Below are 25,717 nucleotides of genomic sequence, written 5' to 3' on the forward strand. Positions count from 1 at the left end.
CGGTAATCAGGGAATCCGTCCGGATTCGAAAATGTCAGCTTGTCCGCCGCTGCGCCTAGTTCACGGTGGCCGTCGCCAGCTTGGCGCCGAAGCCGATGAACATTGCGCCCACCCCGCTCGACATGCCCGCCGACAGGCGCCGGCGGCGCCGGAATGCGTCGGCCAGCTTCGCGCCCACGAAGATGATCGTGGTCAGGTAGGCGAAGCTGCAGAACTGGGCGACCAGACCCAGCACGGAGAACGACAGCACCGGGTAGCCGAAGGCCGGGTCGACGAACTGGATGAAGAACGAGATGAAGAACAGGATCGCCTTCGGGTTCAGCAGGCTGATCAGCAACGCCTTGCGGAACGGGTCGGACTGGTCGGCCTTGCTAACCGGCGCGGTGGCGGCCGCATCGCCGCGCGCGGCCCAGTTGCGCACCGCGCCGCGCAGCATGCTGAAGCCGATCCACGCCAGGTAGGCCGCGCCGACGTACTTCACCACGTAGAACAGCGCCGGGCTGGCCTTAAGCAGCGAGGCCACGCCCGCCGCCGACAGCACCATCAGCACGAAGTCGCCCAGGAACACCCCGCATGCGCCCTTGTAGCCGGCGCGCACGCCGCGCTGCGCCGCCACCGACAGCACGTACATCGAGTTCGGCCCCGGCAGCAGCACGATGAAGATCGTGCCCAGCACATAGGTCCAGAAATCGGTGATGCCGAAGGCGGTATGCATGAAGGCGTTCATGGGATGTCCGTGAGGTCTGCGCTGTTCTTCTTGCGTCCGCTTACTTGCGCGCGTCCGTCATCAACTTGATGAAGCGATCGAACAGGTAAGCCACGTCGTTCGGGCCGGGCGACGCTTCCGGGTGGCCCTGGAAGCAGAAGGCCGGCTTGTCGGTCAGCGCGAAGCCCTGCAACGAACCGTCGAACAGCGACTTGTGCGTCACGCGCACGTTCGACGGCAGCGTGTCGGCATCGACCGCGAAACCGTGGTTCTGCGACGTGATCACCACGCGGCCATCGTCCAGGTCCTTGACCGGGTGGTTGGCGCCGTGGTGGCCGAATTTCATCTTCAGGGTCTTGGCGCCGACCGCCAGGGCCATGATCTGGTGGCCCAGGCAGATGCCGAAGGTCGGGATGCCGCGCTCGATGAACTCGCGCGTGGCGGCGACGGCGTAGTCGCACGGCTCAGGGTCGCCGGGGCCGTTGGACAGAAACACGCCGTCCGGATTCAGCGCCAGCGCGTCGGCGGCGCTTGCCTGTGCCGGCAGCACCGTCACCTTGCAGCCGCGCTCGGCCAGCATGCGCAGGATGTTGAACTTGACGCCATAGTCATAGGCGACCACGTGGAACTGCGGCTTGTCCTGCTTGCCGTAGCCCTCGCCCAGCTTCCATTCGGACTGGGTCCACTCGTACGGTTCCTTGACCGAAACCACCTTGGCCAGGTCCATGCCGGCCAGGCCGGGGAACGAGCGGGCCAGGTCGATGGCCTTCTGGACGTTGTCTTCGCCGGCCAGGATGCAGCCGTTCTGGGCGCCCTTCTCGCGCAGGATACGCGTCAGCTTGCGTGTATCGATGCCAGCGATCGCCACCACCTTTTCCTGCTTCAGGTAGTGCGCGAGGGTGTGCTCCTTGCGGAAGTTCGAGGCCAGGATCGGCAGATCCTTGATGATCAGGCCGGCGGCATGGACTTTCGTGGCTTCGACATCCTCAGGATTGACCCCGTAGTTACCGATATGCGGATACGTCAGCGTGACGATCTGCCGGGAGTAACTCGGGTCGGTGAGGATTTCCTGGTAACCGGTGATGGCGGTGTTGAACACCACTTCGCCGATGGTATGGCCGGAAGCGCCAATGGAATAGCCACGAAAGACCGTGCCGTCTGCTAGCGCGAGAATGGCGGACGGAAAAGACGGTAACACGGGTAGGCTCCTGCTGGACTCACCCCGTGCCCGACCAATCGACGCCTCGTGCCTCCCAGGCTGGATCCGTGACGGCGGCAGCGGCATTGCGCCGATGCGGTCGGATCCGGTCGCGCCATGCTCTTTGCGTCACATTAAAAGTGGCGGGCAAAGGCGGCGCGGATGGGGGCGGCGGAAGGTGGAAAGCGGTAGGCGCTAGGGTGAAGGGTTCTGAAAGCGAAACTTTCGAATTATATCCCGCGCCACCCAATTTCTCAAGTTTTCAAGGACTTGCACGCGCCGGGGGCGTCGTCGCCACCCGGCCCGATATGCTACTCGGCGGTATGTCGCCACCGAGTGTCGTGCATCGGTGGCGACACTAAGCCTGCGGCGGCACCACGGCTGTCACCTCGATTTCCACCTTGGCGCGCGGCTCGACCAGGTCGGACACCTCGACCGCGGTCATTGCCGGGAAGTGCCGGCCGATGATGGCCCGGTAATGTTCGCCAATCGCCCCATAGGCGCCGACGTATTCTGCCTTGTCCTTCACATACCAGGTCATGCGCACGATATGTTCGGGGCGCGCCTCGCCTGCGGCCAGCACGTCGACCACGTTGCGCAGCGCCTGCGCCACCTGCAGGCCGAAGTCGTCGGTCTCGAACTCGCATTTGCCGTTCCAGCCGATCTGGCCGCTGACAAAGACGAGGCGACTGCCGACCTGCATTTCGGTCAGCGTGCCGTTGGCGTAGCCACGCGGGGGCGCCCAGTCGGGCGGTTGCAGGATCTTCATGGTGCTTCTTCCTGTTGATATCTGGATAAGTGGATGGAATTCCTGGATTCAGGCCGTATCGACCAGGTAGGCCGACATGGCCTCGCGCACGGCATCTGGCAACGGCTGCGGAGCAATCGAGCCGGTATCGACGCAGACCAGCCGCTGCGTCACTTCCATGCGGGTATCGTCATGCGGGCCGGCGAAGCGGATCGCGAGGGTAAAGCTGGACTGGCCCAGCTTCAGCACGCGCAGCTCGCGCGTCAGCACCTCGCCCAGCCGGCTGGGCGCCAGGAAGCGGCACTCCAGCTCGGCGGTCGGCACGCCGGCGCGGCCCTCGCCATGCATGGCATCGAAGGGCCAGCCCAGCGCCTCGCCGAACCAGTCTTCGATCAGGTCGTTGAGCATCTCGAAATAGCGCGGGTAGAACACGATGCCCGCGGCGTCGCAGTGCTTGAAGCGCACCAGCACGGTGTTGCGGAAGACGTGGCTCATGGCTTCCCCGCGCCGTTGCTGTTACCGCCAGTGCCGCCGTTGCCCTGCTCCGCCATCTGGCGCAGCCGGAAGCGCTGCAGCTTTCCGGTCTCGGTGCGGGGCAGCGCCGGCACGAACTCGATGCGGCGCGGGTACTTGTAGGGCGCGATCTGGCGCTTGACGTAATCCTGCAGCGCGGTGCGGGTGGCGTCGTCCGCTGCCACGCCTTCGCGCAGCACCACATATGCCATCACCACCTGGCCGCGCCCGTCGTCGGGCGCGCCGACCACGCCGCATTCGGCCACCGCCTCGTGCTGCATCAGCGCGCTTTCCACTTCCGGGCCGGCGATGTTATAGCCGGCCGAGATGATCATGTCGTCCGAGCGTGCCTGGTAGAAGTAATAGCCGTCCTCGTCGACGACGAAGGTGTCGCCCGGCAGGTTCCAGCCAGCCTTCACGTAGTTGGCCTGGCGCGGGTCGTCCAGGTAGCGGCAGCCGGTGGGTCCCTGCACCGCCAGCTTGCCGACCTGCCCGGGCGGCAAGGGCTGCATGTCCTCGTCGACGATCTGCGCGACATAACCGGGCACCACGCGCCCGATCGCGCCGGGCTTCACGTCCGCGCCGGCGCTGGAAATAAAGATGTGCATCATCTCCGTGCCGCCGATGCCGTCGGTCATCTCGATGCCGGTGGCCGCCTTCCAGCTCTGGCGCGTGGCGTCCGGCAGCGCCTCGCCGGCCGACACGCTCTTCTTCAGGCTGCTGAGGTCGAAGCGCGGTGCCAATGCGGCCATCTGGCGGTAGAAGGTCGGCGCGGTGAAGACGATGGTGGCACGGAAATCGTGGATCAGTTCGAGCAGCGTTTCCGGCGTCAGCTTCTCCGCCAGCACGGTGCTCGCGCCGATGCGCAGCGGGAAACACAGCATGCCGCCCAGCCCGAAGGTAAAGGCGATCGGGGGCGTGCCGCAGAAGATATCGTCCGGCTGCGGGCGTAGCACGTGGCGCGGGAACAGGTCGCACATCGCCAGCACGTCGCGGTGGAAGTGCATGGTGCCCTTGGGCTGGCCGGTAGTGCCGCTGGTGAAGGCGATCAGGCAAATATCGTCGCTGGCGGTGTCGCAGGCATCGAAGGTATCCGGCTTGCCCGCCATCGCGGCTTCCAGCGAGCCCTCGCCTTCGCCGTTGAAATACAGCGCGCGCGCCAGGCTCGCACAATGGAATTCGCCGCCCGCCTGCTGGTTGGCGTCGAGTTCCTCGCGCAGTCGCGCATCGCACAGTGCGGCGCTCACTTGCGCCTTGTCGATGATCTGCTTCAGTTCCTTGGCACGCAGCAGCGGCATGGTCGGCACGGCGATCAGCCCCGCCTTGATGGTGGCGAGCCAGCTCGCGGCCATCATCAGGTTGTTGGGGCCGCGCAGCAGCACGCGGTTGCCCGGCACCAGCCCCATGTCTTCGACCAACACATGGGCGATGCGGCTTACCAACGCCGCGAGCTGCGCGTAGGTGACCGTCTCGATCTTGCCGTCGCGGCGGTGGCGAATGGCGATGCGCTCGCCGTGGCCTTCGCGCACATGGCGGTCGACCAGTTCCACCGCGCTGTTCATCCGCTCGGGGTAGTCGGTGCCGGCATTGAAGCGGAACACCGGCCACATGTCCGGGGGCGGCAGGCGGTCGCGGGCGAAAGTATCGAGGTGGGCTGTGGTCGCCATGACTTGTCTCCGGTCTGCTCTCTGTGTCGATACGGCAGTTCTTGGTCGCTGGGTGGCCGGCGCTGCCGGCTCAGGCCTTGCGGCCGGCGAGCGTCTCGCGCGCAATGATCAGTTTCTGTACTTCGGTGGCGCCTTCATAGATGCGCAGCGAGCGGATCTCGCGGTACAGGCTTTCCACCCGCGTGCCGACCTTGACGCCGAGCCCGCCGAACATCTGCACCGCGCGGTCGATCACCTGCTGTGCGTTCTCGGTGGCCACCATCTTGGCCATCGCGGCTTCGCGCGTGGTGCGCTGGCCCTTCACGTCGCGCAGCCATGCGGCGCGGTATGTCAGCAGCGCCGCCGAGTCAATCGCCGTGGCCATATCGCCGATGGCGGCCTGCGTCAGCTGCAGGTCGGCCAGCACGCCGCCGAACATCGGGCGCTCGCAGGCACGCGCCAGCGCATCGTCCAGCGCGGCGCGGCCGAAGCCCAGCGCTGCCGCCGCGACCGAGGCGCGGAAGATATCGAGCGTCATCATCGCCACCTTGAAGCCCTGTCCCGCTTCGCCCAGCAGGTTGCCGAGCGGCACGCGGCAGTTGTCGAAGCGCAACGTGGCGAGCGGGTGCGGCGCGATCACGTCGATGCGCTCGGCGATGGTCAGGCCCGGCGTATCGGCATCGACCACGAAGGCGGAGATGCCGCGCGCGCCCGGCGCCTCGCCGGTGCGCACGAACACGCAGTAGAAATCCGCGATGCCGCCGTTGGAGATCCAGGTCTTGGCGCCGTCGATCACATAGTGGCTGCCGTCTTCCGACAGCCGCGCGGCGCATTGCATCGCGGCAACATCGGAACCGGCATCCGGCTCGGATAGCGCAAAGGCAGCGATCGCTTCGCCGCGCGCCACGCGCGGCAGGTAGCGCGCACGGACCGCATCGCTGCCGGCCAGCGAGATCGCGCCCGAGCCCAGCCCCTGCATCGCAAAGGCAAAGTCGGCCAGGCCATCGTGGCGCGCCAGCGTTTCGCGCAGCAGGCACAGCGAGCGCGAATCCAGCGCGGGCAGCGCGCCGCCGTGCGCGGCCGGCACGCAGTAGCGCAACCAGCCGGCTTCGCCGAGCTGGCGGACCAGTGCGCGGCAGGCGGCGTCGGTATCGCTGTGGTCGACATGCAGATGCTGCGCGCACCAGGCGTCGAGCTCACGCTCCAGCGTGCGGTGGGCGTCGTCGAACAGCGGCAGGTCGAGATAGGTCTTGTCTGACATCGCAGTTCCCCGGGGCTCAGTCGCCTTCAAACACAGGCTTCGACTTGGCGACGAAGGCCTCGTAGGCGCGGCGGAAGTCGCGCGTCTGCATGCAGATGGCCTGGGCTTCGGCCTCGGCCTCGATGGCCTCGTCCAGCCCCATATTCCATTCCTGGTGGAGCAGCTTCTTGGTCACGCCGTGGGCGAAGGTCGGGCCGACGGCAAGTTGCGCGGCCAATGCCTGCGCCTGTGCCAGCACCGCCTCGGACGGATGCAGTGCGTTGAAGAAGCCCCACTGGAGGCCCTCCTCCGCGCTCATCGAGCGGCCGGTGTAGAGCAGCTCGCTGGCCCGCCCCTGCCCGATCACGCGCGGCAGCAGCGAGCACGCGCCCATGTCGGCACCGGCCAGGCCGACGCGCACGAACAGGAAGGCGGTCTTGGCCTGCGCCGTGCCCAGGCGCATGTCCGACGCCAGCGCCATCATCGCGCCCGCTCCGGCACAGATGCCGTCGACCGCGCTGATCACCGGCTGCGGGCAGGCGCGCATCGCCTTGACCAGGTCGCCGGTCATGCGCGTGAAGTCGAGCAGCTCCGGCATGGTCATTTGCGTCAGCGGTCCGATGATCTCGTGCACGTCGCCGCCCGAGCAGAAATTGCCACCAGCGCCGGTCACAACGACCGTCTTGATGTCGCTGGCGTAGCACAGCGCGCGGAACAGGTCGCGCAGCTCGGCATAGGAGTCGAAGGTCAGCGGATTTTTGCGCTCCGGCCGGTTCAGCGTAATGGTGCCGACCTTGCCATCGTCGGACACCGACCACAGGAAGTGTTCAGGCTGGTAGCCGGCAAAGCTGCGCTTGTGGTGGCGCATGTCGAGTGCGATCTCTGTCATGTTCTCTCTCAGGTCTTTGTTCTGTCGTTGTCAGCCGGCCATCACCTCGCCGCCGGCCACCGGGATCGCCTGCCCGGTGATCGCTGCGGCGGACGGCTGGCACAACCAGGCCACGGCGTCGGCCACTTCCTCGGGCTGCACCAGGCGGCGCTGCGGATTGCGCGCGGCCAGTTCGGCGCGCGCCTGTTCTTCAGTGCGGCCAGTCTTGCCGACGATATTGGCCACCGCATCGCGCACGATGTCGGTTTCGGTATAGCCGGGGCAGACCGCATTGACGGTGACGCCCTTGGCCGCCGTCTCCAGCGCCAGCGCGCGGGTCAGGCCGATCACGCCATGCTTGGCCGCGCAGTACGCGCTGACGTAGCCATAGCCGATCAGCCCCGCCGTGCTCGCCACGTTGACGATGCGGCCCCAGCCGGCGTCGAGCATCGCCGGCAGCGCCGCCTGCGTGCACAGGAAGGTGCCGGTCAGGTTGACGTCGAGCATGCGCTGCCACAGCGCGGCGTCGGTCTTCAGGAACGGGGCGCTGTGCGCCTGGCCGGCGTTGTTGACCAGCATCGACACCGGGCCCGCCTGTTCCGCGGCCGCGGCGAAGGCACGTGCCACGCTGTCGGCATCGGCGATATCGGCGGTGACGAAGAACACGGCGGCGCCTGCGGGGGCATGCTCGCGCAGCGTTTGCACCGTCGCCTGCAACGTGCCGGCATCGCGGCCCAGCAGCGTGACGCCGGCACCATCGGCCAGCAGCCGCCGCGCGATCGCGGCGCCGATGCCGCGGCCGCCGCCGGTGACCAGCGCGTGGCGCCCGGCCAGTGAAGCTGTGCTGCCTGTCATCCCTGCTTCTCCTGCGCAGCCGCGCGTTCGAGATTGGTTTCCAGCTGGCGCTTGCCGGCCTGGTATTGCTTGGGCCAGGCGATATCGCGGTATCCGATCCGCGCCGCTTCCTGCAGCGTCCAGGCCGGGTTGGCCAGGTGCGGGCGCGCGATCGCGCACAGGTCGGCTCGGCCGGCGGCGACGATCGAGTCGACATGGTCGGCCTCGAAGATCGCGCCCACCGCGATGGTGGCGATGCCGGCCTCGTTGCGGATGCGGTCGGCGAACGGGGTCTGGTACATGCGGCCGTAGGTCGGGGCCTGGTCGGGGCTGACCTGTCCGGACGAGCAGTCGATCATGTCGGCGCCGGCGGCCTTGAAGGCGCGCGCGATTTCCACCGCATCGTCGGGCGTGATGCCGCCTTCGACCCAGTCGTGCGCGGAGATGCGCACCGACATGGGCTTGTCTTCAGGCCACACCGCACGCACCGCCTTGAACACTTCCAGCGGATAGCGCAACCGCGCCGCCAGCGAGCCGCCGTATTCGTCTTCACGGGTATTGGTCAGCGGCGAGATAAAGCTCGACAGCAGGTAGCCGTGCGCACAGTGCAACTCGAGCCAGTCGAAGCCGGCTTCGGCGGCGCGCCGTGCGCTGGCCACGAAGTCGTCGCGCACGCGATCCATGTCGGCACGCGCCATCTCGCGCGGCGTCTGCGATTCGCCCGGCAGGTAGGGCAGCGGCGATGCCGAGATTACCGGCCAGTTGCCCTCCGGCAGCGGATGGTCCATCGCCTCCCAACCGAGCTGCGTCGAGCCCTTGCGGCCCGAGTGGCCGATCTGCATGGCGATACGCGCATCGCTGTTGGCATGCACGAAGTCGACGATGCGCCGCCAGGCGTCGCGCTGTTCATCGTTCCACAAACCCGGGCAGCCCGGCGTGATGCGCGCGTCGGGCGACACGCAGGTCATCTCCGCCACCACCATACCGGCGCCGCCCAGCGCGCGCGAGCCCAGGTGGACCAGGTGGAAATCACCCGGCACACCGTCGGTACACGAGTACATCGCCATCGGCGACACCACCACGCGGTTCTTCAGCGTCACGCCGCGCAGGCGGAACGGCGTGAACATCGGCGGCAACGGCTGGGGCTCGCGCAGCTTCAGGCTTTCCTGCGGCACGCCGGCCTGCTGGGCAAGCCAGTGCTCGAACTGCGCCACGTAGCCAGCATCGCGCACGCGCAGGTTCTCGTGCGAGATACGTTGCGAGCGGGTCAGCAGCGAATAGGCGAACTGCTCTGGCGGCAGGCTGCCCGCGTAGCGCTCGACGTTCTCGAACCACTCGGTCGAGTTACGTGCGGCGTTCTGGATCTTCAGCACTTCCACGCCGCGGGTCGCTTCGTAGCGCGCTAGCGCATCCGGCAGGCCGTCGTGGCCACTGCTGCGGATTTCTTCCGCCAGGTCGATTGCATCTTCCAGCGCCAGCTTGGTACCGGAGCCGATCGAGAAATGCGCGGTATGCGCGGCATCGCCCATCAGCACCACCGGCACGCGGCGGCCGTCGGGCAAGGTGTTCCAGTGCACCCACTGCCGGCAGATCACGCGCGGGAAGCGGATCCAGATCGCCGAGCCGCGCAGGTGCGCCGCATTGGTGATTAGCTTGTTACCGTCGAGATAGCGTGCGAACAGCTTCTCGCAATAGGCCACGCCCTCTTCCTGGCTCATCTCCTCGATGCCGGCCGCACGCCAGACGGGTTCCGGCGCCTCGACGATAAAGGTCGAAGTGTTGTCGTCGAAACGGTAGGCATGCGCCTGGAACCAGCCGTGCTCGGTCTTCTCAAAGGCAAAGGTAAAGGCGTCGAACAGCTTGTGCGTGCCGAGCCAGACAAAGCGGCACTGGCGTGTGTCGATGTCGGGCTGGAAGGTCTGCGCGTAGCGGGTGCGGATGCGGCTGTTCAGGCCGTCGGAGGCGATCACCAGGTCGGCCTGGTATTGCATCGCCAGCGCCTGGTCGTCGCTGACGTCGGTCTCGAACACCAGCTTTACGTCCAGCGCTTCGCAGCGGGCCTGCAGGATATTGAGCAGGCGCTTGCGGCCGATGCCGATAAAGCCATGGCCGCCGGAGCGGATGGTGCGCCCGGCGATATGGATGTCGATATCGTCCCAGTGATTGAAGGCGGCATTGATCTCGGCGGCGCTGACCGGATCGGCTTCCTTCAGGTTGTCCATGGTGGCGTCGGAGAACACCACACCCCAGCCGAAGGTATCGTACGGCCGGTTGCGCTCGACCACGATGACCTCGTTGGCCGGGTCCTGCAGTTTCATCAGCAGGCCGAAGTACAGTCCGGCCGGGCCGCCGCCAATACAAAGCACTCGCATCGTTTCGTCTCCTGCCGGCCGCGCCGCCATGTAGATCACGTCTAAATATTTTATGCTTCAAATATTAGACTGCATCACGACACATGGCAAGTACGCGATGCGGAGTGCCCGGCAAGACACCCCGCACCCGCCGGGCGCCTCAGACCTTCAGCGCTGACTGGATCTGTTCCAGCGCCCCCGGATCCTCGATCGTGGTCAGGTCGCCGGGGTCGCGCCCTTCCGCTACCGCCTGCATGGCGCGCCGCAGCAACTTGCCGGAGCGCGTCTTGGGCAGCGCGTTGACAAAGAATACGCGCGCTGGCCGCGCCACGGCGCCGAGCTGTTGCTCCACCGTCTTCATCAGGTCGCCTTCCAGCGCCAGCCGGTCCGCCGTCGTTGCCGTGCGCGCGGGATCGCGGGCGATGCAGAACGCCATCGCCACCTGGCCCTTGAGCGCGTCCTGCACGCCCACCACTGCCACCTCGGCCACGGCTGCGTTCGAAGACAGGCTCTCCTCGATCTCGCGCGTGCCCAGCCGGTGTCCGGCCACGTTGATCACATCGTCGGTGCGGCCCAGGATAAAGACGTAGCCGTCCTCGTCGCGCACGCCCCAGTCGAAGGTGGAATAGCACAGGCGGTTCGGCACCGCCTGCCAGTAGGTGCGCACGAAGCGGTCGTCATCGCCCCACACCGTGCTCATGCATCCGGGCGGCAGCGGGCCATCGATGGCGACCACGCCCTTCTGGTTGGACGGGCATTCCTCGCCGGTGTTCTCGTCGACGATCTTCAGGTCGTAGCCATAGGCCGGCACGCCGGGCGAGCCCAGCTTTGGCGGCAGCGGCTCGATGCCGCGCTGGATCGCGAGGATCGGCCAGCCGGACTCCGTCTGCCAGTAGTTGTCGACCACCGGCTTGCCCAGGCCGTCCTGGATCCAGCGGGCGGTGGGCTCGTCCAGCGGCTCGCCGGCCAGGAACAGCAGGCGCAGGCTGGACAAGTCATAGCGCGTGAGCCAGGCCGGGTCCTGCTTCTTCAGCACGCGGATCGCAGTCGGCGCGCTGAACATCAGGTTGACCTTGTACTGCTCAACCAGCCGCCACAGGATGCCGCCGTCAGGGCGGATCGGCGTGCCTTCATACATCAGCGTGGTCATGCCGGCCAGCAGCGGGCCGTAGACGATATAGCTGTGCCCCACCACCCAGCCGATGTCCGAAGCGGTGAACATGGTGTCGCCGGGCTTGCCGCAGAAGATGTATTCCATCGACGTGGCCAGCGCCACCGCGTAGCCACCGGTATCCCGCTGCACGCCCTTGGGCTTGCCGGTGGTGCCGGAGGTGTAGAGCACGTAGGACGGCTCGCTCGATTCCAGCCACACGCACGGCACCTGCTCGCCGGCGACGCGATCGCGCCAGGCGGCGTAGTCTTCGTCGCGACCTTCGGTGCGGGGCATCCCGGCCAACTGGCGGTCCACCAGCAGCACCTTCTCCGGCTGGTACGAGGAGAGCCGGATGGCCTCGTCCAGCAGCGGCTTGTACGGCACCACCTTGCCGCCGCGCGAGCCGGCGTCGGCGCTGATCACCACGCGCGGCTGTGCATCGTCGATGCGCGCCGCCAGGCTGACCGAGGCGAAGCCGCCAAATACCACCGAATGGATCGCGCCGATGCGCGCGCACGCCAGCATCGCGAACGCGGCCTGCGGGATCATCGGCATATAGATCAGCACGCGGTCGCCCTTCTGCACGCCCAGCGCCTGCAGGATCGCGGCCATGCGGTTGACCTCGTCGTGCAGCTCGGCGTACGTGAAGCTGCGGGACTGGTCGGTCTCGGTGGAGATCCAGTGCAGCGCGGGCTGGCTGGCGCGGGCCGCCAGGTGGCGGTCGACCGCGTTGTGGCACAGGTTGGTGCGCCCGCCCACGAACCAGCGCGTAAAGGGCGCGCGGCTGTTGTCGAGAACCTTGTCGAACGGGGTTTCCCAGTCGATGCGCGCCGCCTGTTCGGCCCAGAACCCCTCGGGGTCGGCCAGCGAACGGGCATGCACGGCATGGCTTGCCGTCATGGCTGTCTCCTCCGCGTCAGCGGTTGTTGTGATGATGGCGGTAGTTTGCCACCGGCGCGGCCGCGCGGGGATGGACTTTGGGAGGGGTGCCACGCCAAGGTCCGTTGCAGGCACAAACCCGGCACAGACCCGGGCACAAAAAAAGAGGGCGTGCCGCCGGCATCGCCCTCTTGCTCTACACCCCGCCGGCTCGCGCCGGCGCCCTGGCTTGCGTCAGCGCGCCTTGGCACCCTTGCTGCCGGGCTTGGCCGACGCCTTCACCGCCGGGCCGGACTTGGACTCGCGCGCCACGCGCGCCGGCGCCGCCTTGGTGGTGCGCCGCGGCGAGGCCTCGACCACCACGCGCTTGCGCGGCTCGGCCTTGCCCTTGGCCGAGACCCGGACCACACCGCCCTTGCCGGCCTTTACGCTCCGTTCCGCGCGTTCGGAGCGCTCTTCACGGTCGGCCCGGTCGGCCTGCTCGGCCCGCGCCGCCCGCACCGCGCCGGCGCCACGCACCGGCACCATCAGCACCAGGCTCTGTCCGGCCACCAGCTTGGTGCCGGACAGCTTGTTCCACGACTGCACCTGCCGCGCCGACACGCCATAGCGGCGCGCCACCGAGGCCACCGTATCGCGCCGCCCGGCGCGTACCACCACGCGGCGCGCGTCGGGCAGGTCAGGCTCCATTGCCAGCATCGCGCTGTCGGCCAGGCTCGCGCTGATGTCCTGGTCGTGGCGCCCCGAGCGCGGGATCATCACGGTCGAACCTGCCTTCAGCCGCATGCCCTTGGGGATGCTGTTGATCTCGCGCAGCGTATCGGCGTCGACGTTCAGCCGCGCCGCCAGGGCTTCGACGCGCTCGCGGCCATCCACCGTCACCGCGGTCCAGCTCGAGAGCCCGCCGCGGTAGGTGTTCAGGTTGTACTGGAAGCGCTCGGCATTGTCGAACGGCAGCAGGATCTGCGGATTGGACGCGCCCAGGATCACCGGCCGGTTGAACGACGGGTTGAGCGCCTTGAACTCTTCCACCGACATGTCTGCCAGCTTGGCCGCCAGGTTGACGTCGATATCGCGCGAGGTGGTCACCGTGACGAAGTACGGGTGGTCCGGGATCTCGGGCAGCTTGACCCCGTACGCCGCCGGGTTGGCGATGATGTTCTTGACCGCCTGTAGCTTCGGCACGTAGTAACGCGTCTCGTTGGGCATGGTCAGGCTGGCGTAATCGGTCGGCAGCCCGCGCGCCTGGTTGCGCGCGATCGCGCGCGACACCGCACCCTCGCCCCAGTTGTACGCCGCCAGCGCCAGGTGCCAGTCGCCGAACATGTCATAGAGCCGCGCCAGGTAGTCCAGTGCGGCGTCGGTCGAGGCCAGCACGTCGCGGCGCTCGTCGCGGAACATGTTCTGCTTGAGGTTGTACGACTTGCCCGTGCTCGGGATGAACTGCCACATGCCGGCTGCCTTGGCAGTGGATTGCGCCTGCGGGTTGAACGCGCTCTCGACAAAGGGCAGCAGGGCCAGCTCGGTCGGCATCTTGCGCCGTTCCAGCTCCTCGACGATGTGATACAGGTACCGGCTTGAACGCCCGACCATCCGCTCCATGTATTCCGGCCGCTGCGCATACCACTGGGTGCGGTCGTCGACCAGCGTGCCCTCCAGATCCTCCATGGCGAAGCCGCGCCGGATACGGTCCCAGATATCGGTGGACGGCCCGCGCAGCCAGTTCAGGCCGCCCTGGTCGACATTGATGGTGGAAGTGGTAGAAGAAAGCGCCGACTTGTCGCTGAGGGTATTGAGCGGATCCTGGCGCTTGGCAGTCTGGGCGGTCGGGGCGCCGTTGGCATCGGCGTCAGGCGGCGTGGGGGTGCTGGCGCAGGCTGCAAGCAGCGCCGCGCAGGCCACTACCGCCAGTAATCGACCAATTTTCATTAAGTTCTCGAATCGTGACGCTAAAAGGTTGCGTGATGCTAAAAAAAACGGCCTATCGCGTCAATCAGATTTTCTACATAGCAAGGCCGCGCCATTCCTTGCCAGACAAGGGGCGACGGCCGGGACTGCATTATATTCAGTCAGCGGAAATTATCCTTCCAGCCGCGCAGTGCGCCGAAGGCAGCGGCGTCGCTATCGGTACTTCCGCCCTGCGCCACCACCGCGTCACGCACCGCTGGCTCGCGCGAACGCAAGAAAGGATTGACCGCGCGCTCGTGGCCGATGGTGGTCGGCAGCGTCGGCTCACCTGCCTCGCGCAGCGCGGCGACCCGGTCCTCCCACGCCGCCAGTGCGGCATTGCCGGGCTCGACTGCTCGCGCAAAGCGTACGTTGCTGCGCGTGTACTCATGCGCGCAATAGACGCGGGTATCGGACGGCAGGGCCGACAGCTTGTCGAGCGACGCCAGCATCTGCGCCGGCGTGCCTTCGAACAGCCGCCCGCAGCCGCTCGCGAACAAGGTATCGCCGCAGAATACCGCGGGACCGGCCTCGCCCAGCTCGCCCACATAGGCGATGTGGCCGGCGGTGTGCCCGGGCACGTCCAGCACGCGCAGCGTCAGCGCCGGCTCGGCCAGTGTCACCACATCGCCTTCGCGCAAGGCCTGGGTGCGCCCGCCGATGCGCTCGCGGACCGGCCCCAGCACCGGCATCGCCTCGCTTGACGGGGTACGCGGGTGTGCCGCCAGCAACTCCGCCACGCCGCCCTGGTGATCGCCGTGGTGATGGGTGATTACAATAGCGCCCAGAGCCAGCCCCTTTTGCGCCAGGAAACGCTCCACCGGCGCAGCCTCGCCGGGATCGACCACGGCGGCGCAACGCCCGTCGTGGATGGCCCAGATATAGTTATCCTGGAATGCCGGGATCGGCTCAACCTTCAACATGCGCGTGCTCCTATGTCCAATCGTCCCACTCGCCCGATTGTAAGCTGGGAAGACTGGCTGGCCTCGCCTCCCGGTGAGTACATGCTGCGCTGGGAAGCCCAGCAGTATGACCGGACCGTGGCCGACGTCTTCGGCTACCACGCAGTGCAGTTAGGCCTGCCTTACATCGACACCCTGCGCGAGAACCGGATGCCGTTCTCGGCGCTGGCGCTGGACCCGTCCAGCGGCCCGCACGGGCCGCGCGCGGCACATCCGGACGCGCGCCAGCTGCTGTGCCGCTTCGACGAGCTGCCATTCGACGAGCAAAGCATCGACCTGGTCACCCTGCCCCATATCCTCGAGTTCACAGAAGACCCGCACGAGGTGCTGCGCGAGGTCTCGCGCGTGCTGATGCCCGAGGGGCGCGTGGTGATCACCTGCTTCAACCCGATGAGCCTGTGGGGCGCGCGCCAGGGCATGAACCGGCTCGGCGCCACGCCCTTCCTGCCCACGGACGCACAGCAAATCGGCTTCGTGCGCATCAAGGACTGGCTCAAGCTGCTCGGCCTCGATATCATCCGCGGCCGCTTCGGCTGCTACTGCCCGCCCTACCGCACCGACCGCTGGCTGCAGCGCGCCGCCTTCATGGAAAAGGCCGGCGACCGCTGGTGGCCGATTTTCGGCGCGGTCTATATGATCTCGGCCATCAAGCGCGTGCGCAATGTGCGCCTGGTCGGCCCGGCCTGGAAGAGCAAGCCGGCGCTGTCGCCGGTGGCGTCGCCCGTGGCCACGCCCACCGGAACGCACGGCAAGACGCCCGGCAAAGCGCGCTGACGCCGCGCGCCTTTTCGCCTCATTCGCCTTCAATGCGCCGCCCGCCACGCGGGCGGCCACTACGGAAACACATGGAAGAAGTCACGATCTACTCCGACGGCGCCTGCAAGGGCAATCCCGGCCGCGGCGGCTGGGGCGCGGTGCTCGTCGCCGGCACCAGCGAGAAAGAACTGTTCGGCGGCGAGCCCAACACTACCAATAACCGCATGGAAATGACCGCGGTGATCGAAGCGCTGCGCGCGCTCAAGCGGCCCTGCACGGTGCGGGTCTACACCGACTCGCAATATGTCCAGAAAGGCATCAGCGAATGGCTGCCCGGCTGGAAGGCGCGCGGCTGGAAGACCGCCGACAAGAAGCCCGTCAAGAACGCCGACCTGTGGCAGGAAATGGACGCGCTGGCGCAGCAACACCAGATTTCCTGGCACTGGGTGCGCGGCCACAACGGCCACCCCGGCAACGAGCGCGCCGATGCGCTGGCCAACCGCGGCGTCGAATCGATCGGACGCTGACGCCTCGCCACAACAACAACCGCGGGGCGCACGCGCCGCTCCGCTAGAATGCCCGCCATGCGACAAATCGTTCTCGATACCGAAACCACCGGCCTGAATGCCGCCACCGGCGACCGCCTGATCGAAATCGGCTGCGTCGAGCTGCTCAACCGCCGCTTGACGGGGCGCCACCTGCACTTCTACGTCAACCCGGAACGCGACATCGACGAAGGCGCGATCGCCGTGCACGGCATCACGCTCGAGTTCCTGGCCGACAAGCCCCGCTTTGCCGACGTCGTCCACGAGATCCGCGAATTCGTCGCCGATGCCGAGCTGATCATCCACAACGCACAGTTCGACCTGGGCTTCCTCGACATGGAATTCCAGCTGCTGGGCCTGCCGCCCTTCCGCCAGCACGCCGGCAATGTGATCGATACCCTGCGCGAAGCGCGCCAGATGTTCCCCGGCAAGCGCAACTCGCTCGATGCACTGTGCGACCGCCTGGGCATCAGCAACGCCCACCGCACGCTGCACGGCGCACTGCTCGATGCCGAACTGCTGGCCGAGGTCTACCTGGCCATGACGCGCGGGCAGGATTCGCTGGTGATCGACATGCTCGACAGCAACGCCGCCAACGGCAACGCGATCGCTTCGGCCGACCTGTCACGCCTGGTGCTGCCCGTGCTGCGCGCCAGCGAAGCCGAACAAGAGGCTCACCTCGCGCTGCTAAAGGGCCTGGACAAGGCCAGCGGCGGCAAGACGGTCTGGCAGGAAGCCATCGCGGACGAGCCGGGAAGCCTTGCTGCCTGACAAAAAATCAAAAAAGGGCTTTACAAGATACAGGGGCCTCGGCATAATCTCATTTCTCCGCTGCACGACGGCAACGACGACGCAGCAGCAGGGGTGGTTAGCTCAGCGGTAGAGCACTGCCTTCACACGGCAGGGGTCACAGGTTCAATCCCTGTACCACCCACCAGATTCGGAAAAGCCAGCCTTGCGCTGGCTTTTTTTCATTTCTGCCTCGCCCTCCCTCTTCCCCGCCGAAACACTCGCGTTCCCGCAGACAAGGTTCGTCTCATTTCCCGCCCGGTGCGTGCTAGCTACCTTGATGGCTCCGACAGCCAACGGAGCCCGACATGCCAATCGCTTTTCCCCTCACGCCAGCGGAGCAGGAACCCGCCCTACCCTGGACCGGCCGCAGCCCGGTCTGCGCCGGCTGGTTCGAAATGCGCCCGGCCCGCGTGCCGCGCGACGCGCGGCCGGTCTATGACGAAGACATGGATTGCATCATCGGTTACCACCGCAGCTTTGCGTCGGTGGCGTCGACCTATGACCTGGCGGGTGATGTCGTGGCGCTCAATGAGTGCGTGGACGAGGATGGTGGCGTGCCTGCATCGCTGCTCGTCGCCGGCGCGCTGTGGCGACCGCGCGTGCGCGGCATCACGCGCAGCGGCGCCCAAGGCGAAGGACTGGCGGCGCCTGCAACGACGCTGACGCGGCTGCGCGGCCGCTTTATCGCGCTGGCACGGCAGCCGCTGCATTTCACGCTGGCGGCGCTGGCGGACATGCAGGAGCCGGAGCGCTTTGTGCCGCTGCATATCCTGCGGCTGGCGATCCGCTGTGGCACGCGGCTCGCCGCTGGCGGCATGGCCGCGGCCGATGCCGCCCGTTTTATCGCGCCGATCACGCGGCGCGGTGCGGCGGCCGTGCTGAAGCTGACGCTGCGCCCCGGCGACCACACCGTGCTCCGCGTTCGCACTTGGCCGGTGGCGGGAGCGGCGGCATGAGCGCCGCCGCAAACCAGCCGGGCCGGCTAGCGGCGCCAGGCTCCGGCGTCGGCTACGACCGTGGCAAAGCGGTCGTTCAGCGCAGCCAGCGTGCTGCGGTGCAGATCCGCTGCGGCCACCGGCGGGCCGCCCAGCGGGTCCGGCAGGTCGCGCGTGGCGCAGGCGGCGGCGACCACGGTGGTGCGGTAGCCGTGGTCGAGCGCCGAGCGCACCGTGGCGCTGACGCACATATGGGTCTGGAAACCGGCCACGATCAGTTCCTTGCGGCCGATGGCGTCCAGTTCGGCAGCCAGGGTCGTGCCGGCAAAACTGTTCGGCAGGCCCTTGGTCACGGTATGCTCTCCCGCCTGCGGCGCCAGGCCTTCGATAAAGGCGGCGTACGGCCCGGTCGGGTCGAACGCGGGGCTGCCGGGGCGGGCGTGGTGCGCGACATGGATGACCGGCGTACCGTGGCTGCGCGCCAGCGCCAGCAGTTCGGCAAAGGCCGCCACGGCCGCGGGCATGCCCACCAGCGGCAGGCTGCCGTCGACATATTCGCGCTGGTGGTCGATCAGGACCAGGACGGCGGCGTTCCAGGCGGAGGGAATGCGGCTGGCGCCGGCCATGTCGAGCAGGGTGGTTGGTGTTGTCATCTGCGTTTGGGCTTGGAGAAATCAGGTGACGGGCCCGCCGGGTCGCGCGGGGCTGAGACTTGCATGCTAATGGCAAGACCCGATCCCAGCCACGCGCCCCCGTGGCGCTGCGGCAACCATTTGAGCGCAATGCTGCGGAGTTGCCGGCACATTGGCGGGCGCGCGCAGTTTATGTTGCAAACAGTTGCGAATTCGACCTTGACATCTGCTAATCTCAAAACCGAGTCCCGCCAAATGGGCGGGGCCAGCAGCAGAATGCCTCAGGAACGGGAAACGGATAAGTCGGGTCAGTGCGCAGAAGAAAGAAGTCAATCATGCAGCACTCTTTGAAGTACCGGATGGCGTTCGCCACTGCGGGTGTGGTGACGCTGATCATCGTGCTGCGCGCCCTCTACGCCCAGTACTACGCCTACGACAGCCTGAAAGGGCTGTTGCAGGAGCAGCAGGACACGCTGGTCCGGCTGGTGGCCGAACAACTCGACGAAAAACTGCAAGGCCGCGCCACAGCACTGCGGCGCTTGGCGCGCCAGCTCTCCCCGATGCTTTCCGCCAGGCCGGCCGACCTGCGCCGCGCTGCCGAAGGTGTGATCGACATACCAGACACCTTCAACGCCGTCTTCCTGGCCACCCCGGACGGGCAGATGGTGTTCAGCACTGCCGTGCCAGACGGCGTGCGCCTGCGGCTGGACGAGCGCGACTACTTCCGCGATATCCGGCGCGGCCAGCAATTTGCCGTGTCGGACCTACTTCAGGGCAAGCTGACCAACGCGCCCGGCGTGGTCCTCGCAGTGCCGTTGCATGGGCCGGGCGGAGAACTACGCGGCGTGGTCGGCGGCGTGCTGAACCTGTCGGCCAACAATTTCCTGCGCGAACTTGCGCACGCCCGCGCGGGCATCACCGGCAGCTTTTGCCTGGTCTCCGCGGGATCCACGCCCCGTTATGCGATGCACCCCGACCCCGCCCGCGTGCTGACGCCGGCGCTGGCGGTCGGCGAAGCCTGCGGTGCCGAGCAGCCTGCCTCGTATTCGGAGGTGCTGCGGCCAAGACAGCCGATCGTGGCGCGCTACCTGCTGGCGTCCAACGGCTGGGAACTGGTCTCGGTGCTGCCGGCGTCCGAAGCCTATGCGCCGCTGATCGACGTACGCGAGCGCACCTTCATCGTTGCCGCCGTGTCCTTGCTGGTGGCCGCCGCGCTGATGTGGCTGGTGATGCGCCACCTGCTCGAACCGCTGCAGCGGCTGCACCGGGCCGTGCGCCAGATCGCCACCAACCCGGCCGCACTGGCGGACCTGCCCACCGGCCGCCCGGACGAGATCGGCGAACTCGCCACCACCTTCGCCGAGGTGGTGGCGCAACTATCCGAGCGCGAAGCCGCACTGAAGGCGGCCAAGGATCGCGCCGCCGAGAGCGAGAAGCGCATCGAGGCGATCGCCAACCATGTACCGAATTTCGTCTCGTTCATCGACATGCAGCAGCGCTATGTCTTTGTCAACCAGGCGTACGCGCAGCACTATGGCCTGCCGGCGCAGCAGATCGTCGGGCTGTCGCTGCGCGAATTGTGGGGCACGCAGGAGTACCTGGCGTGCCAGCCCTATCTGGAACAGGCTTGCGCTGGCCGCGTCGTGACCTTCACACGCGAAAGCGCCGACGGCAACGAATGCATGGAGGTCACCTACCAGCCAGCCTGGAACGATGCGCAGGACTCGATGATCGGGTTGCATATGTTCGGGCGCAACGTCACCCACGAGCGCGAAAAGCTGCGCAACCTGGAGGCGCAGACCGTCTCCGACTACCTCACCGGCCTGCTCAACCGCAAGGGCTTCGACCGCCGCCTGGCCGAATGCATGGGGCGCACGAGCGCCGGCGGGCGGCCGCTGGGGCTGCTGCTGGTCGACCTGGACGACTTCAAGGCCGTCAATGACAACTACGGCCACCCGGTCGGCGACCGGCTGCTGATGGCCTTCGCGCAACGGCTGCGCGCGTGCGTGCGCAAGGGCGATGCGGTGGCGCGCATCGGCGGCGACGAGTTTGCGGTGATCGTCGACGGTGTTGCCGACCGGCATGCGCTGGAGGCCGTGGCCAACGCCATCGTGCAGGCCGCGCGCATGCCGTTCCTGGTCGACGGGCACACGCTCGCGGCCACGGCCAGCGTAGGCTCGGCGCTGCACAGTGCCAGGCATGCGATGACCGTCAGCGAGCTGTTCATGCACGCCGACATGGCGCTATACGATGCCAAGCGCCACGGCAAGGCGTGCCATGCGGCGCAGGCCGAAGCGTTGGCCGAGGTACTGGCCGAAGCGCAAGCGGCCGAGAAGGTGGCCGAGAAGGCGGCCCCCTCCCCCGAGCCATCCGGCCTGACGACTTAGGCCAAGGCGCAGGACAGCAGGAAAGTCAACGGGCGCCAGCGGCGCCCGTTGCAGTCGATCAGGTGCGCGGAGCAGACCCCGAGGCCCGCTCCGGCCAGCTTATCGCACCCGCCCTTCTTTCCACGCCTGCAGCAGCTTGTCGTAGGGAATGGTTTCTCCCTTCGGCTTTTCGTTGTCCAGCTTCTTCCACGGCGCGTGTTCGGCGGACAGCCACTTGGCCGGATCGCCCTTCGGGTTGAGCTTGGGCGCGCAGTTGCTCATGCCGGCGCGCTGCAGCCGGGCCATTACCTGGTCCATTTCCTCGGCCAGCGTGTCCATCGCGGCCTGCGGGGTCTTCTCGCCGGTGACCGCGGTGGCGACGTTCTTCCACCACAGCTGGGCGAGCTTGGGATAGTCAGGCACGTTGATGCCGGTCGGCGTCCAGGCGACGCGCGCCGGGCTGCGGTAGAACTCGACCAGGCCGCCGTACTTGGCCGCGTTCTTGGTCAGGTAGTCGTGGTGGATGTCGCTGTCGCGGATAAAGGTCAGCCCGGTCAGCGACTTCTTCAGCGACACCGTCTTGGACGTGACGAACTGTGCGTACAACCAGGCCGCCGCCAGCTTGTTGGGGTCGGTACTCTTGAAGAAGGTCCACGAGCCCACGTCCTGGTAGCCGTTCTGCATGCCCTGCTTCCAGTACGGGCCATATGGCGACGGGGCCATGCGCCACTTGGGCGAGCCGTCGGCATTGACCACTGGCAGGCCCTTCTTGGTCATGTCCGCGGTGAATGCGGTGTACCAGAAGATCTGCTGCGCGACCTGGCCCTGCGCCGGCACCGGGCCGGCCTCGGAGAAGGTCATGCCCATCGCCTGCGGCGGGGCGTACTTCTTCATCCAGTCGATGTACTTGGTCAGGGCATAGACCGCCGCCGGGCTGTTGGTGGCGCCGCCGCGCGAGACCGAGGCGCCGACCGGCGTGCACTTGTCGTCGCCCACGCGAATGCCCCATTCATCGACCGGCATACCGTTGGGCAGGCCCTTGTCGGCGGTACCGGCCATCGACAGCCAGGCGTCGGTGAAGCGCCAGCCCAGCGACGGGTCCTTCTTGCCGTAGTCCATATGGCCGTAGACCTTCTTGCCGTCGAGTTCCTTCACGTCGTTGGTGAAGAAGTTGGCAATATCTTCGTAGGCGGACCAGTTGGTCGGCACCCCCAGGTCATAGCCGTACTTGGCCTTGAACTTGTCCTGCAGGTCCTTGCGCGCGAACCAGTCGGCGCGGAACCAGTAAAGGTTGGCGAACTGCTGGTCGGGCAGTTGGTACAGCTTGCCATCCGGTGCGGTGGTGAACTTGGTGCCGATGAAGTCCTTTACGTCCAGCCCCGGGTTGGTCCATTCCTTGCCGGCACCGTTCATGTAGTCGGTCAGCGGCAGGATCGAGCCATAGCGGTAGTGCGTGCCGATCAGGTCCGAGTCCGAGATCCAGCCGTCGTAGATGGACTTGCCGGACTGCATCGAGGTCTGCAGCTTCTCGACCACGTCGCCTTCCTGGATCAGGTCGTGCTTGACCTTGATGCCGGTGATCTCCTCGAACGCCTTGGCCAGCGCCTTGGATTCGTATTCGTGCGTGGTGATGGTCTCGGAGACGACGCTGATCTGCGTGACACCCTTGGCCTTGAGCTTGGCGGCGGCATCGATAAACCACTTCATTTCCGCCTGCTGCTTGTCCTTGGCCAGCGACGAGGGCTTTCCACATCACCGCTTTCGCATGATGCATGCGCACAGATCTTGGCTTTACGCTCGTTTTAGCAACAAAACGAACATAAAACAATAGTGCAGCGCATCATTTGTTTTCGTTTCTGTTTGAACTAGAATCCCGGCATGACCCTTAATCCCCGCCAGACCGCCCTGCTCGAAGAAGTCCGCAGCCAGGGCTTTGCCTCCATCGACGAACTTGCGCGCAAGTTCGGCGTGACGCTCCAGACGGTGCGCCGCGACGTCAATTTGCTGGCCGAGACCGGCATGCTAGCGCGCTTTCACGGCGGCGTGCGGGTGGAAGGCTCCACCACCGAGAACATCGCCTACCGGCAGCGGCAGGTGCTCAACGCGGAAGGCAAAGTGCGCATTGCGCGCGCGGTGGCCGCGGCGGTGCCGGAAGGCTGTTCGCTGATCCTGAACATCGGCACCACGGTGGAAGAGATTGCGCGCGGGCTGATGCACCATCGCGGGCTGCGCGTGATCACCAACAACCTGAACGTGGCCAACATCCTGGCCGACAACCCCGATTGCGAGGTCATCGTTGCCGGCGGCGTGCTGCGCTCGCGCGACCGCGGCATCGTGGGCGAAGCCACGCTGGAATTCATCCGGCAGTTCAAGGTGGATATCGGGCTGATCGGCATCTCGGGGATCGAGACCGACGGTACGTTGCGCGACTATGACTTCCGCGAGGTCAAGGTGGCGCGGACCATCATCGAGCATTCACGCGAAGTGTGGCTGGCGGCGGACGCCAGCAAGTTCAACCGCCAGGCGATGGTTGAGCTGGCGCATGTGTCGCAGGTCGACCGGTTCTTTACCGACGAGCCGCTGGCGGCGCCGTTCGACCAGATCCTGGCCGACAGTGGGGTGAAGTGTGTGGTGGCGGGGCGGGAGTGAGCCGCACGTACGGCATCCCCGCGCAGGCGGGGATGTGGCGGCGTTGCGCACGCAGCGCTCCCCCGTGTGCGGGAACGCCGGGATGAAGGACTTACTTGAACACCACAGTCTTGTGGCCGTTCAGCAGGACGCGGCGTTCGGCGTGCCACTTGACCGCGCGCGCCAGCGCCACGCATTCCACGTCGCGGCCCACTGCTGTCAGTTGCTCCGGATCCATGCTGTGGTCGACGCGCTCGATTTCCTGCTCGATGATCGGACCTTCGTCCAGCTCGGCGGTAACGTAGTGCGCGGTGGCGCCGATCAGCTTCACGCCGCGATCGTGCGCCTGGTAGTACGGCTTGGCGCCCTTGAAGCTGGGCAGGAACGAGTGATGGATATTGATCGCGCGCCCTGCCAGCTTGCGGCACAGGTTGTCGGACAGCACCTGCATGTAGCGCGCCAGCACCACCAGGTCGATCTTCTGCTCTTCCACCACCTCGAACACGCGCGCTTCCTGCGCTACCTTCTGTTCGGCCGACGCGTTCATCAGCGGCAGGTGGAAGAACGGCACGTCGTACGACGCGGCCAGCTGGTAGAAGTCGCGATGGTTCGACACGATGGCCGCGATCTCGACCGGCAGGCCGCCCACCTTGGCGCGGAACAGCAGGTCGTTCAGGCAGTGGCCGATCTTGGACACCATGATCATCACGCGCGGCTTGACCGCGGCGTCGTTCAGCTCCCACTGCATGCCGAACTGGTCGCCCACCGGCGCGAACGCGGCCTTCAGTGTGTCCAGGTCCGGGCCGCCGGCGGCGGGCATGAAGTGCACCCGCATAAAGAAACGGCCGGCGTACTCGTCACCGTACTGGTCCGAATCGACGATATTGCAGCCGTGCTGGAACAGCAGGCCCGAAACGGCGTGGACGATGCCCGGCTGGTCAGGGCACGAAAGGGTCAGGATGAATCCGGTGTTGCTCATGATGTGTTGTTCTGTCGGAGGGGCGCGGCGCGGGGCCGGGAAACTCAGGTCAGCGTGGTCCGCGTGGTCAGCGTGGTCCGCGTGGTCCGCGGGGAAGAAAACCGCGGCACCAGCTCAGGCGCGACGATCATCGCTGCCGAGCCAGCCGCGCCGGCGAAGGGCATCCAGCGTCACCAGTGTCGCATCGACCGTCATGGCGCCGCTCGACATGATAGCAAGCAATGCGGGCAGGCCGACGCGCCTGTGTTCGCTAACCTCCCCATCCTGGTTGCGCGGGGTGAAGGCGGGCGGCAGCAGCAGATCATAGACGTAGACCTGTTCCCACTGCACGCCTTCGGGCAGGTCGCGCAGGACCTTGATCATGCCGTGCGCCTGCGCGCCCTGCGCCAGCGCGGGCGGGATGCCGGATTCTTCCTCGCACTCGCGCACCAGAGTCGCCAACGGATCGCTGCCGTGCGGCATGCCACCGGCGACCAGGTTGTCCCACATGCCGGGGTCGACCGCCTTGGCGGGGCTGCGCCGCGAGATCCACAGCGCGGGGCCGCCGTCGACCTCACCATCAACGATGCCGTTCATGTGCGAGGCGAAGGTCAGCAGCCCGAGAAAGCGCGCCACCGCTCGCTCCACCACGGCCACCGCGGGCGCGTCCAGCGCCGGGGTGACCGCGAACAGTTCATGGCGCCAGCCGCGCACATGCCCTGCATCGGCAAGTCGGTGCGCCAGCGCTTCCAGCGCGGCGCTGCGCACGTCGAAATCATTGCGCCCAGGCAGCAGCTCCGCGGCAGCAGCGTCGTCTTCAGGTCCGAGGATGCAGCCCATGCCGCGCAGGATGCCGGCATGCGCACGCGGCAGCCAGCCGACCTGCTGTCCGGCCACCATCAGGCGCAGCTTGCTGGCGGCATCGAAGCGGCTTCGCGCCGCCAGCGACGCGGCGATCCGCACGGCGTGGCTGGCATCGGCACCATCGCCGGCGAGGTCCCCAGGCTGCATCGAAGTCATTTTGGCCATCACGAATCCAGGCGCCGGCTGGGCCGGCGCG

The 25,717-nt window shown here is 66.9% G+C and carries 21 protein-coding genes, 1 tRNA gene and 1 pseudogene; 7 read left to right on the forward strand and 16 right to left on the reverse strand.

Annotation, left to right across the window (positions count from 1 at the left end):
• Positions 1–55: 55 nt before the first annotated feature.
• The 12 genes from leuE to gloB all read right to left on the reverse strand — a co-directional run bounded on the left by leuE (position 56) and on the right by gloB (position 15,006).
• Entirely contained in the window at positions 56–727 is a 672-nt protein-coding gene (gene leuE, locus AC10V3_RS13830) for a leucine efflux protein LeuE (RefSeq protein WP_022535827.1), read from the reverse strand.
• 40 nt (positions 728–767) lie between these two features.
• Entirely contained in the window at positions 768–1,904 is a 1,137-nt protein-coding gene (carA, locus tag AC10V3_RS13835) for a glutamine-hydrolyzing carbamoyl-phosphate synthase small subunit (RefSeq protein WP_022535828.1), read from the reverse strand.
• Positions 1,905–2,262: 358 nt separating this feature from the next.
• A complete protein-coding gene (locus tag AC10V3_RS13840; protein WP_022535829.1) occupies positions 2,263–2,673 on the reverse strand; it encodes a RidA family protein in 411 nt (136 codons plus the stop codon).
• A 48-nt stretch (positions 2,674–2,721) separates the two neighbouring features.
• Positions 2,722–3,147, reverse strand: coding sequence for an acyl-CoA thioesterase (locus AC10V3_RS13845; protein WP_022535830.1), 426 nt, complete (start codon positions 3,145–3,147; stop codon positions 2,722–2,724).
• Positions 3,144–4,832, reverse strand: a complete 1,689-nt coding sequence (locus AC10V3_RS13850) for an AMP-binding protein (RefSeq protein WP_022535831.1) — start codon at positions 4,830–4,832, stop codon at positions 3,144–3,146. Before AC10V3_RS13850 ends, AC10V3_RS13845 begins: the two co-directional genes overlap by 4 nt.
• 70 nt (positions 4,833–4,902) lie before the next feature.
• Entirely contained in the window at positions 4,903–6,072 is a 1,170-nt protein-coding gene (locus AC10V3_RS13855; protein WP_490922330.1) for an acyl-CoA dehydrogenase family protein, read from the reverse strand.
• Positions 6,073–6,088: 16 nt separating this feature from the next.
• Positions 6,089–6,940, reverse strand: coding sequence for an enoyl-CoA hydratase family protein (locus AC10V3_RS13860; RefSeq protein WP_490922331.1), 852 nt, complete (start codon positions 6,938–6,940; stop codon positions 6,089–6,091).
• A gap of 30 nt (positions 6,941–6,970) precedes the next feature.
• Complete coding sequence (locus AC10V3_RS13865) at positions 6,971–7,774, reverse strand: SDR family NAD(P)-dependent oxidoreductase (RefSeq protein WP_022535834.1); 804 nt, start codon at positions 7,772–7,774, stop codon at positions 6,971–6,973.
• Complete coding sequence (locus tag AC10V3_RS13870) at positions 7,771–10,125, reverse strand: bifunctional salicylyl-CoA 5-hydroxylase/oxidoreductase (protein WP_490922332.1); 2,355 nt, start codon at positions 10,123–10,125, stop codon at positions 7,771–7,773. The genes AC10V3_RS13865 and AC10V3_RS13870 overlap by 4 nt, the downstream gene beginning before the upstream one ends.
• Positions 10,126–10,264: 139 nt before the next feature.
• Positions 10,265–12,157: a propionate--CoA ligase gene (locus AC10V3_RS13875; protein ID WP_490922333.1), complete on the reverse strand. Its 1,893-nt coding sequence runs from the start codon at positions 12,155–12,157 to the stop codon at positions 10,265–10,267.
• Positions 12,158–12,370: 213 nt separating this feature from the next.
• On the reverse strand, positions 12,371–14,065 hold the full coding sequence (locus tag AC10V3_RS13880; RefSeq protein ID WP_022535837.1) for a transglycosylase SLT domain-containing protein: 1,695 nt from the start codon (positions 14,063–14,065) through the stop codon (positions 12,371–12,373).
• A gap of 140 nt (positions 14,066–14,205) precedes the next feature.
• Entirely contained in the window at positions 14,206–15,006 is an 801-nt protein-coding gene (gene gloB / locus AC10V3_RS13885) for a hydroxyacylglutathione hydrolase (RefSeq protein WP_022535838.1), read from the reverse strand.
• 12 nt (positions 15,007–15,018) lie between these two features.
• On the opposite strand from gloB, the gene AC10V3_RS13890 reads away from it, so the two are divergent.
• The 5 genes from AC10V3_RS13890 (at position 15,019) to AC10V3_RS13910 (ending at position 18,094) form a co-directional block, all read left to right on the forward strand.
• Positions 15,019–15,819 (forward strand): class I SAM-dependent methyltransferase, encoded by an 801-nt coding sequence (locus AC10V3_RS13890; protein WP_022535839.1) that lies wholly within the window; start codon positions 15,019–15,021, stop codon positions 15,817–15,819.
• A gap of 71 nt (positions 15,820–15,890) precedes the next feature.
• Complete coding sequence (gene rnhA, locus AC10V3_RS13895; protein WP_022535840.1) at positions 15,891–16,328, forward strand: ribonuclease HI; 438 nt, start codon at positions 15,891–15,893, stop codon at positions 16,326–16,328.
• Between the two features lie 57 nt (positions 16,329–16,385).
• On the forward strand, positions 16,386–17,117 hold the full coding sequence (dnaQ, locus tag AC10V3_RS13900; RefSeq protein WP_041681100.1) for a DNA polymerase III subunit epsilon: 732 nt from the start codon (positions 16,386–16,388) through the stop codon (positions 17,115–17,117).
• A 91-nt stretch (positions 17,118–17,208) separates the two neighbouring features.
• Positions 17,209–17,283 (forward strand) — tRNA-Val (locus AC10V3_RS13905).
• A gap of 160 nt (positions 17,284–17,443) precedes the next feature.
• A complete protein-coding gene (locus AC10V3_RS13910) occupies positions 17,444–18,094 on the forward strand; it encodes a hypothetical protein (RefSeq protein ID WP_490922336.1) in 651 nt (216 codons plus the stop codon).
• A gap of 26 nt (positions 18,095–18,120) precedes the next feature.
• Here AC10V3_RS13910 and AC10V3_RS13915 read toward each other — a convergent pair whose 3' ends face one another.
• Positions 18,121–18,726 (reverse strand): cysteine hydrolase family protein, encoded by a 606-nt coding sequence (locus tag AC10V3_RS13915; RefSeq protein ID WP_490922338.1) that lies wholly within the window; start codon positions 18,724–18,726, stop codon positions 18,121–18,123.
• A 314-nt stretch (positions 18,727–19,040) separates the two neighbouring features.
• Between AC10V3_RS13915 and AC10V3_RS13920 the strand changes: the two genes are divergently transcribed.
• Positions 19,041–21,092, forward strand: a complete 2,052-nt coding sequence (locus AC10V3_RS13920; protein WP_490922340.1) for a sensor domain-containing diguanylate cyclase — start codon at positions 19,041–19,043, stop codon at positions 21,090–21,092.
• 99 nt (positions 21,093–21,191) lie between these two features.
• Here AC10V3_RS13920 and AC10V3_RS13925 read toward each other — a convergent pair.
• A pseudogene (locus AC10V3_RS13925) lies at positions 21,192–22,817 on the reverse strand (ABC transporter substrate-binding protein); the annotation flags it as partial.
• Between the two features lie 132 nt (positions 22,818–22,949).
• Between AC10V3_RS13925 and AC10V3_RS13930 the strand changes: the two are divergent.
• The gene (locus tag AC10V3_RS13930) at positions 22,950–23,720 is read left to right on the forward strand and encodes a DeoR/GlpR family DNA-binding transcription regulator (protein WP_022535873.1); all 771 of its coding nucleotides are present in this window, start codon (positions 22,950–22,952) and stop codon (positions 23,718–23,720) included.
• Between the two features lie 91 nt (positions 23,721–23,811).
• On the opposite strand, the gene purU is transcribed toward AC10V3_RS13930, so the two are convergent.
• Together purU and AC10V3_RS13940 are read right to left on the reverse strand one after the other, a co-directional pair.
• On the reverse strand, positions 23,812–24,678 hold the full coding sequence (gene purU / locus AC10V3_RS13935; RefSeq protein WP_022535874.1) for a formyltetrahydrofolate deformylase: 867 nt from the start codon (positions 24,676–24,678) through the stop codon (positions 23,812–23,814).
• Between the two features lie 114 nt (positions 24,679–24,792).
• The gene (locus AC10V3_RS13940) at positions 24,793–25,686 is read right to left on the reverse strand and encodes an NUDIX hydrolase (RefSeq protein ID WP_490922342.1); all 894 of its coding nucleotides are present in this window, start codon (positions 25,684–25,686) and stop codon (positions 24,793–24,795) included.
• Positions 25,687–25,717: the final 31 nt, after the last annotated feature.

The sequence above is a fragment of the Cupriavidus sp. PB-02 genome, from assembly GCF_058252315.1.

Excerpts from the sequence above, each read along its gene's own strand:
- AC10V3_RS13855 (WP_490922330.1), bottom strand. The coding sequence starts at position 6,072 with ATGTCAGACAAGACCTATCTCGACCTGCCGCTGTTCGACGACGCCCAC.
- dnaQ (WP_041681100.1), top strand. The coding sequence starts at position 16,386 with ATGCGACAAATCGTTCTCGATACCGAAACCACCGGCCTGAATGCCGCC.
- AC10V3_RS13875 (WP_490922333.1), bottom strand. The coding sequence starts at position 12,157 with ATGACGGCAAGCCATGCCGTGCATGCCCGTTCGCTGGCCGACCCCGAG.
- AC10V3_RS13915 (WP_490922338.1), bottom strand. The coding sequence starts at position 18,726 with ATGACAACACCAACCACCCTGCTCGACATGGCCGGCGCCAGCCGCATT.
- AC10V3_RS13890 (WP_022535839.1), top strand. The coding sequence starts at position 15,019 with ATGTCCAATCGTCCCACTCGCCCGATTGTAAGCTGGGAAGACTGGCTG.
- AC10V3_RS13880 (WP_022535837.1), bottom strand. The coding sequence starts at position 14,065 with ATGAAAATTGGTCGATTACTGGCGGTAGTGGCCTGCGCGGCGCTGCTT.
- AC10V3_RS13845 (WP_022535830.1), bottom strand. The coding sequence starts at position 3,147 with ATGAGCCACGTCTTCCGCAACACCGTGCTGGTGCGCTTCAAGCACTGC.
- AC10V3_RS13840 (WP_022535829.1), bottom strand. The coding sequence starts at position 2,673 with ATGAAGATCCTGCAACCGCCCGACTGGGCGCCCCCGCGTGGCTACGCC.
- leuE (WP_022535827.1), bottom strand. The coding sequence starts at position 727 with ATGAACGCCTTCATGCATACCGCCTTCGGCATCACCGATTTCTGGACC.
- AC10V3_RS13865 (WP_022535834.1), bottom strand. The coding sequence starts at position 7,774 with ATGACAGGCAGCACAGCTTCACTGGCCGGGCGCCACGCGCTGGTCACC.
- AC10V3_RS13860 (WP_490922331.1), bottom strand. The coding sequence starts at position 6,940 with ATGACAGAGATCGCACTCGACATGCGCCACCACAAGCGCAGCTTTGCC.
- AC10V3_RS13940 (WP_490922342.1), bottom strand. The coding sequence starts at position 25,686 with ATGGCCAAAATGACTTCGATGCAGCCTGGGGACCTCGCCGGCGATGGT.
- AC10V3_RS13910 (WP_490922336.1), top strand. The coding sequence starts at position 17,444 with ATGCCAATCGCTTTTCCCCTCACGCCAGCGGAGCAGGAACCCGCCCTA.
- rnhA (WP_022535840.1), top strand. The coding sequence starts at position 15,891 with ATGGAAGAAGTCACGATCTACTCCGACGGCGCCTGCAAGGGCAATCCC.
- AC10V3_RS13850 (WP_022535831.1), bottom strand. The coding sequence starts at position 4,832 with ATGGCGACCACAGCCCACCTCGATACTTTCGCCCGCGACCGCCTGCCG.
- purU (WP_022535874.1), bottom strand. The coding sequence starts at position 24,678 with ATGAGCAACACCGGATTCATCCTGACCCTTTCGTGCCCTGACCAGCCG.
- AC10V3_RS13870 (WP_490922332.1), bottom strand. The coding sequence starts at position 10,125 with ATGCGAGTGCTTTGTATTGGCGGCGGCCCGGCCGGACTGTACTTCGGC.
- gloB (WP_022535838.1), bottom strand. The coding sequence starts at position 15,006 with ATGTTGAAGGTTGAGCCGATCCCGGCATTCCAGGATAACTATATCTGG.
- AC10V3_RS13930 (WP_022535873.1), top strand. The coding sequence starts at position 22,950 with ATGACCCTTAATCCCCGCCAGACCGCCCTGCTCGAAGAAGTCCGCAGC.
- AC10V3_RS13920 (WP_490922340.1), top strand. The coding sequence starts at position 19,041 with ATGCAGCACTCTTTGAAGTACCGGATGGCGTTCGCCACTGCGGGTGTG.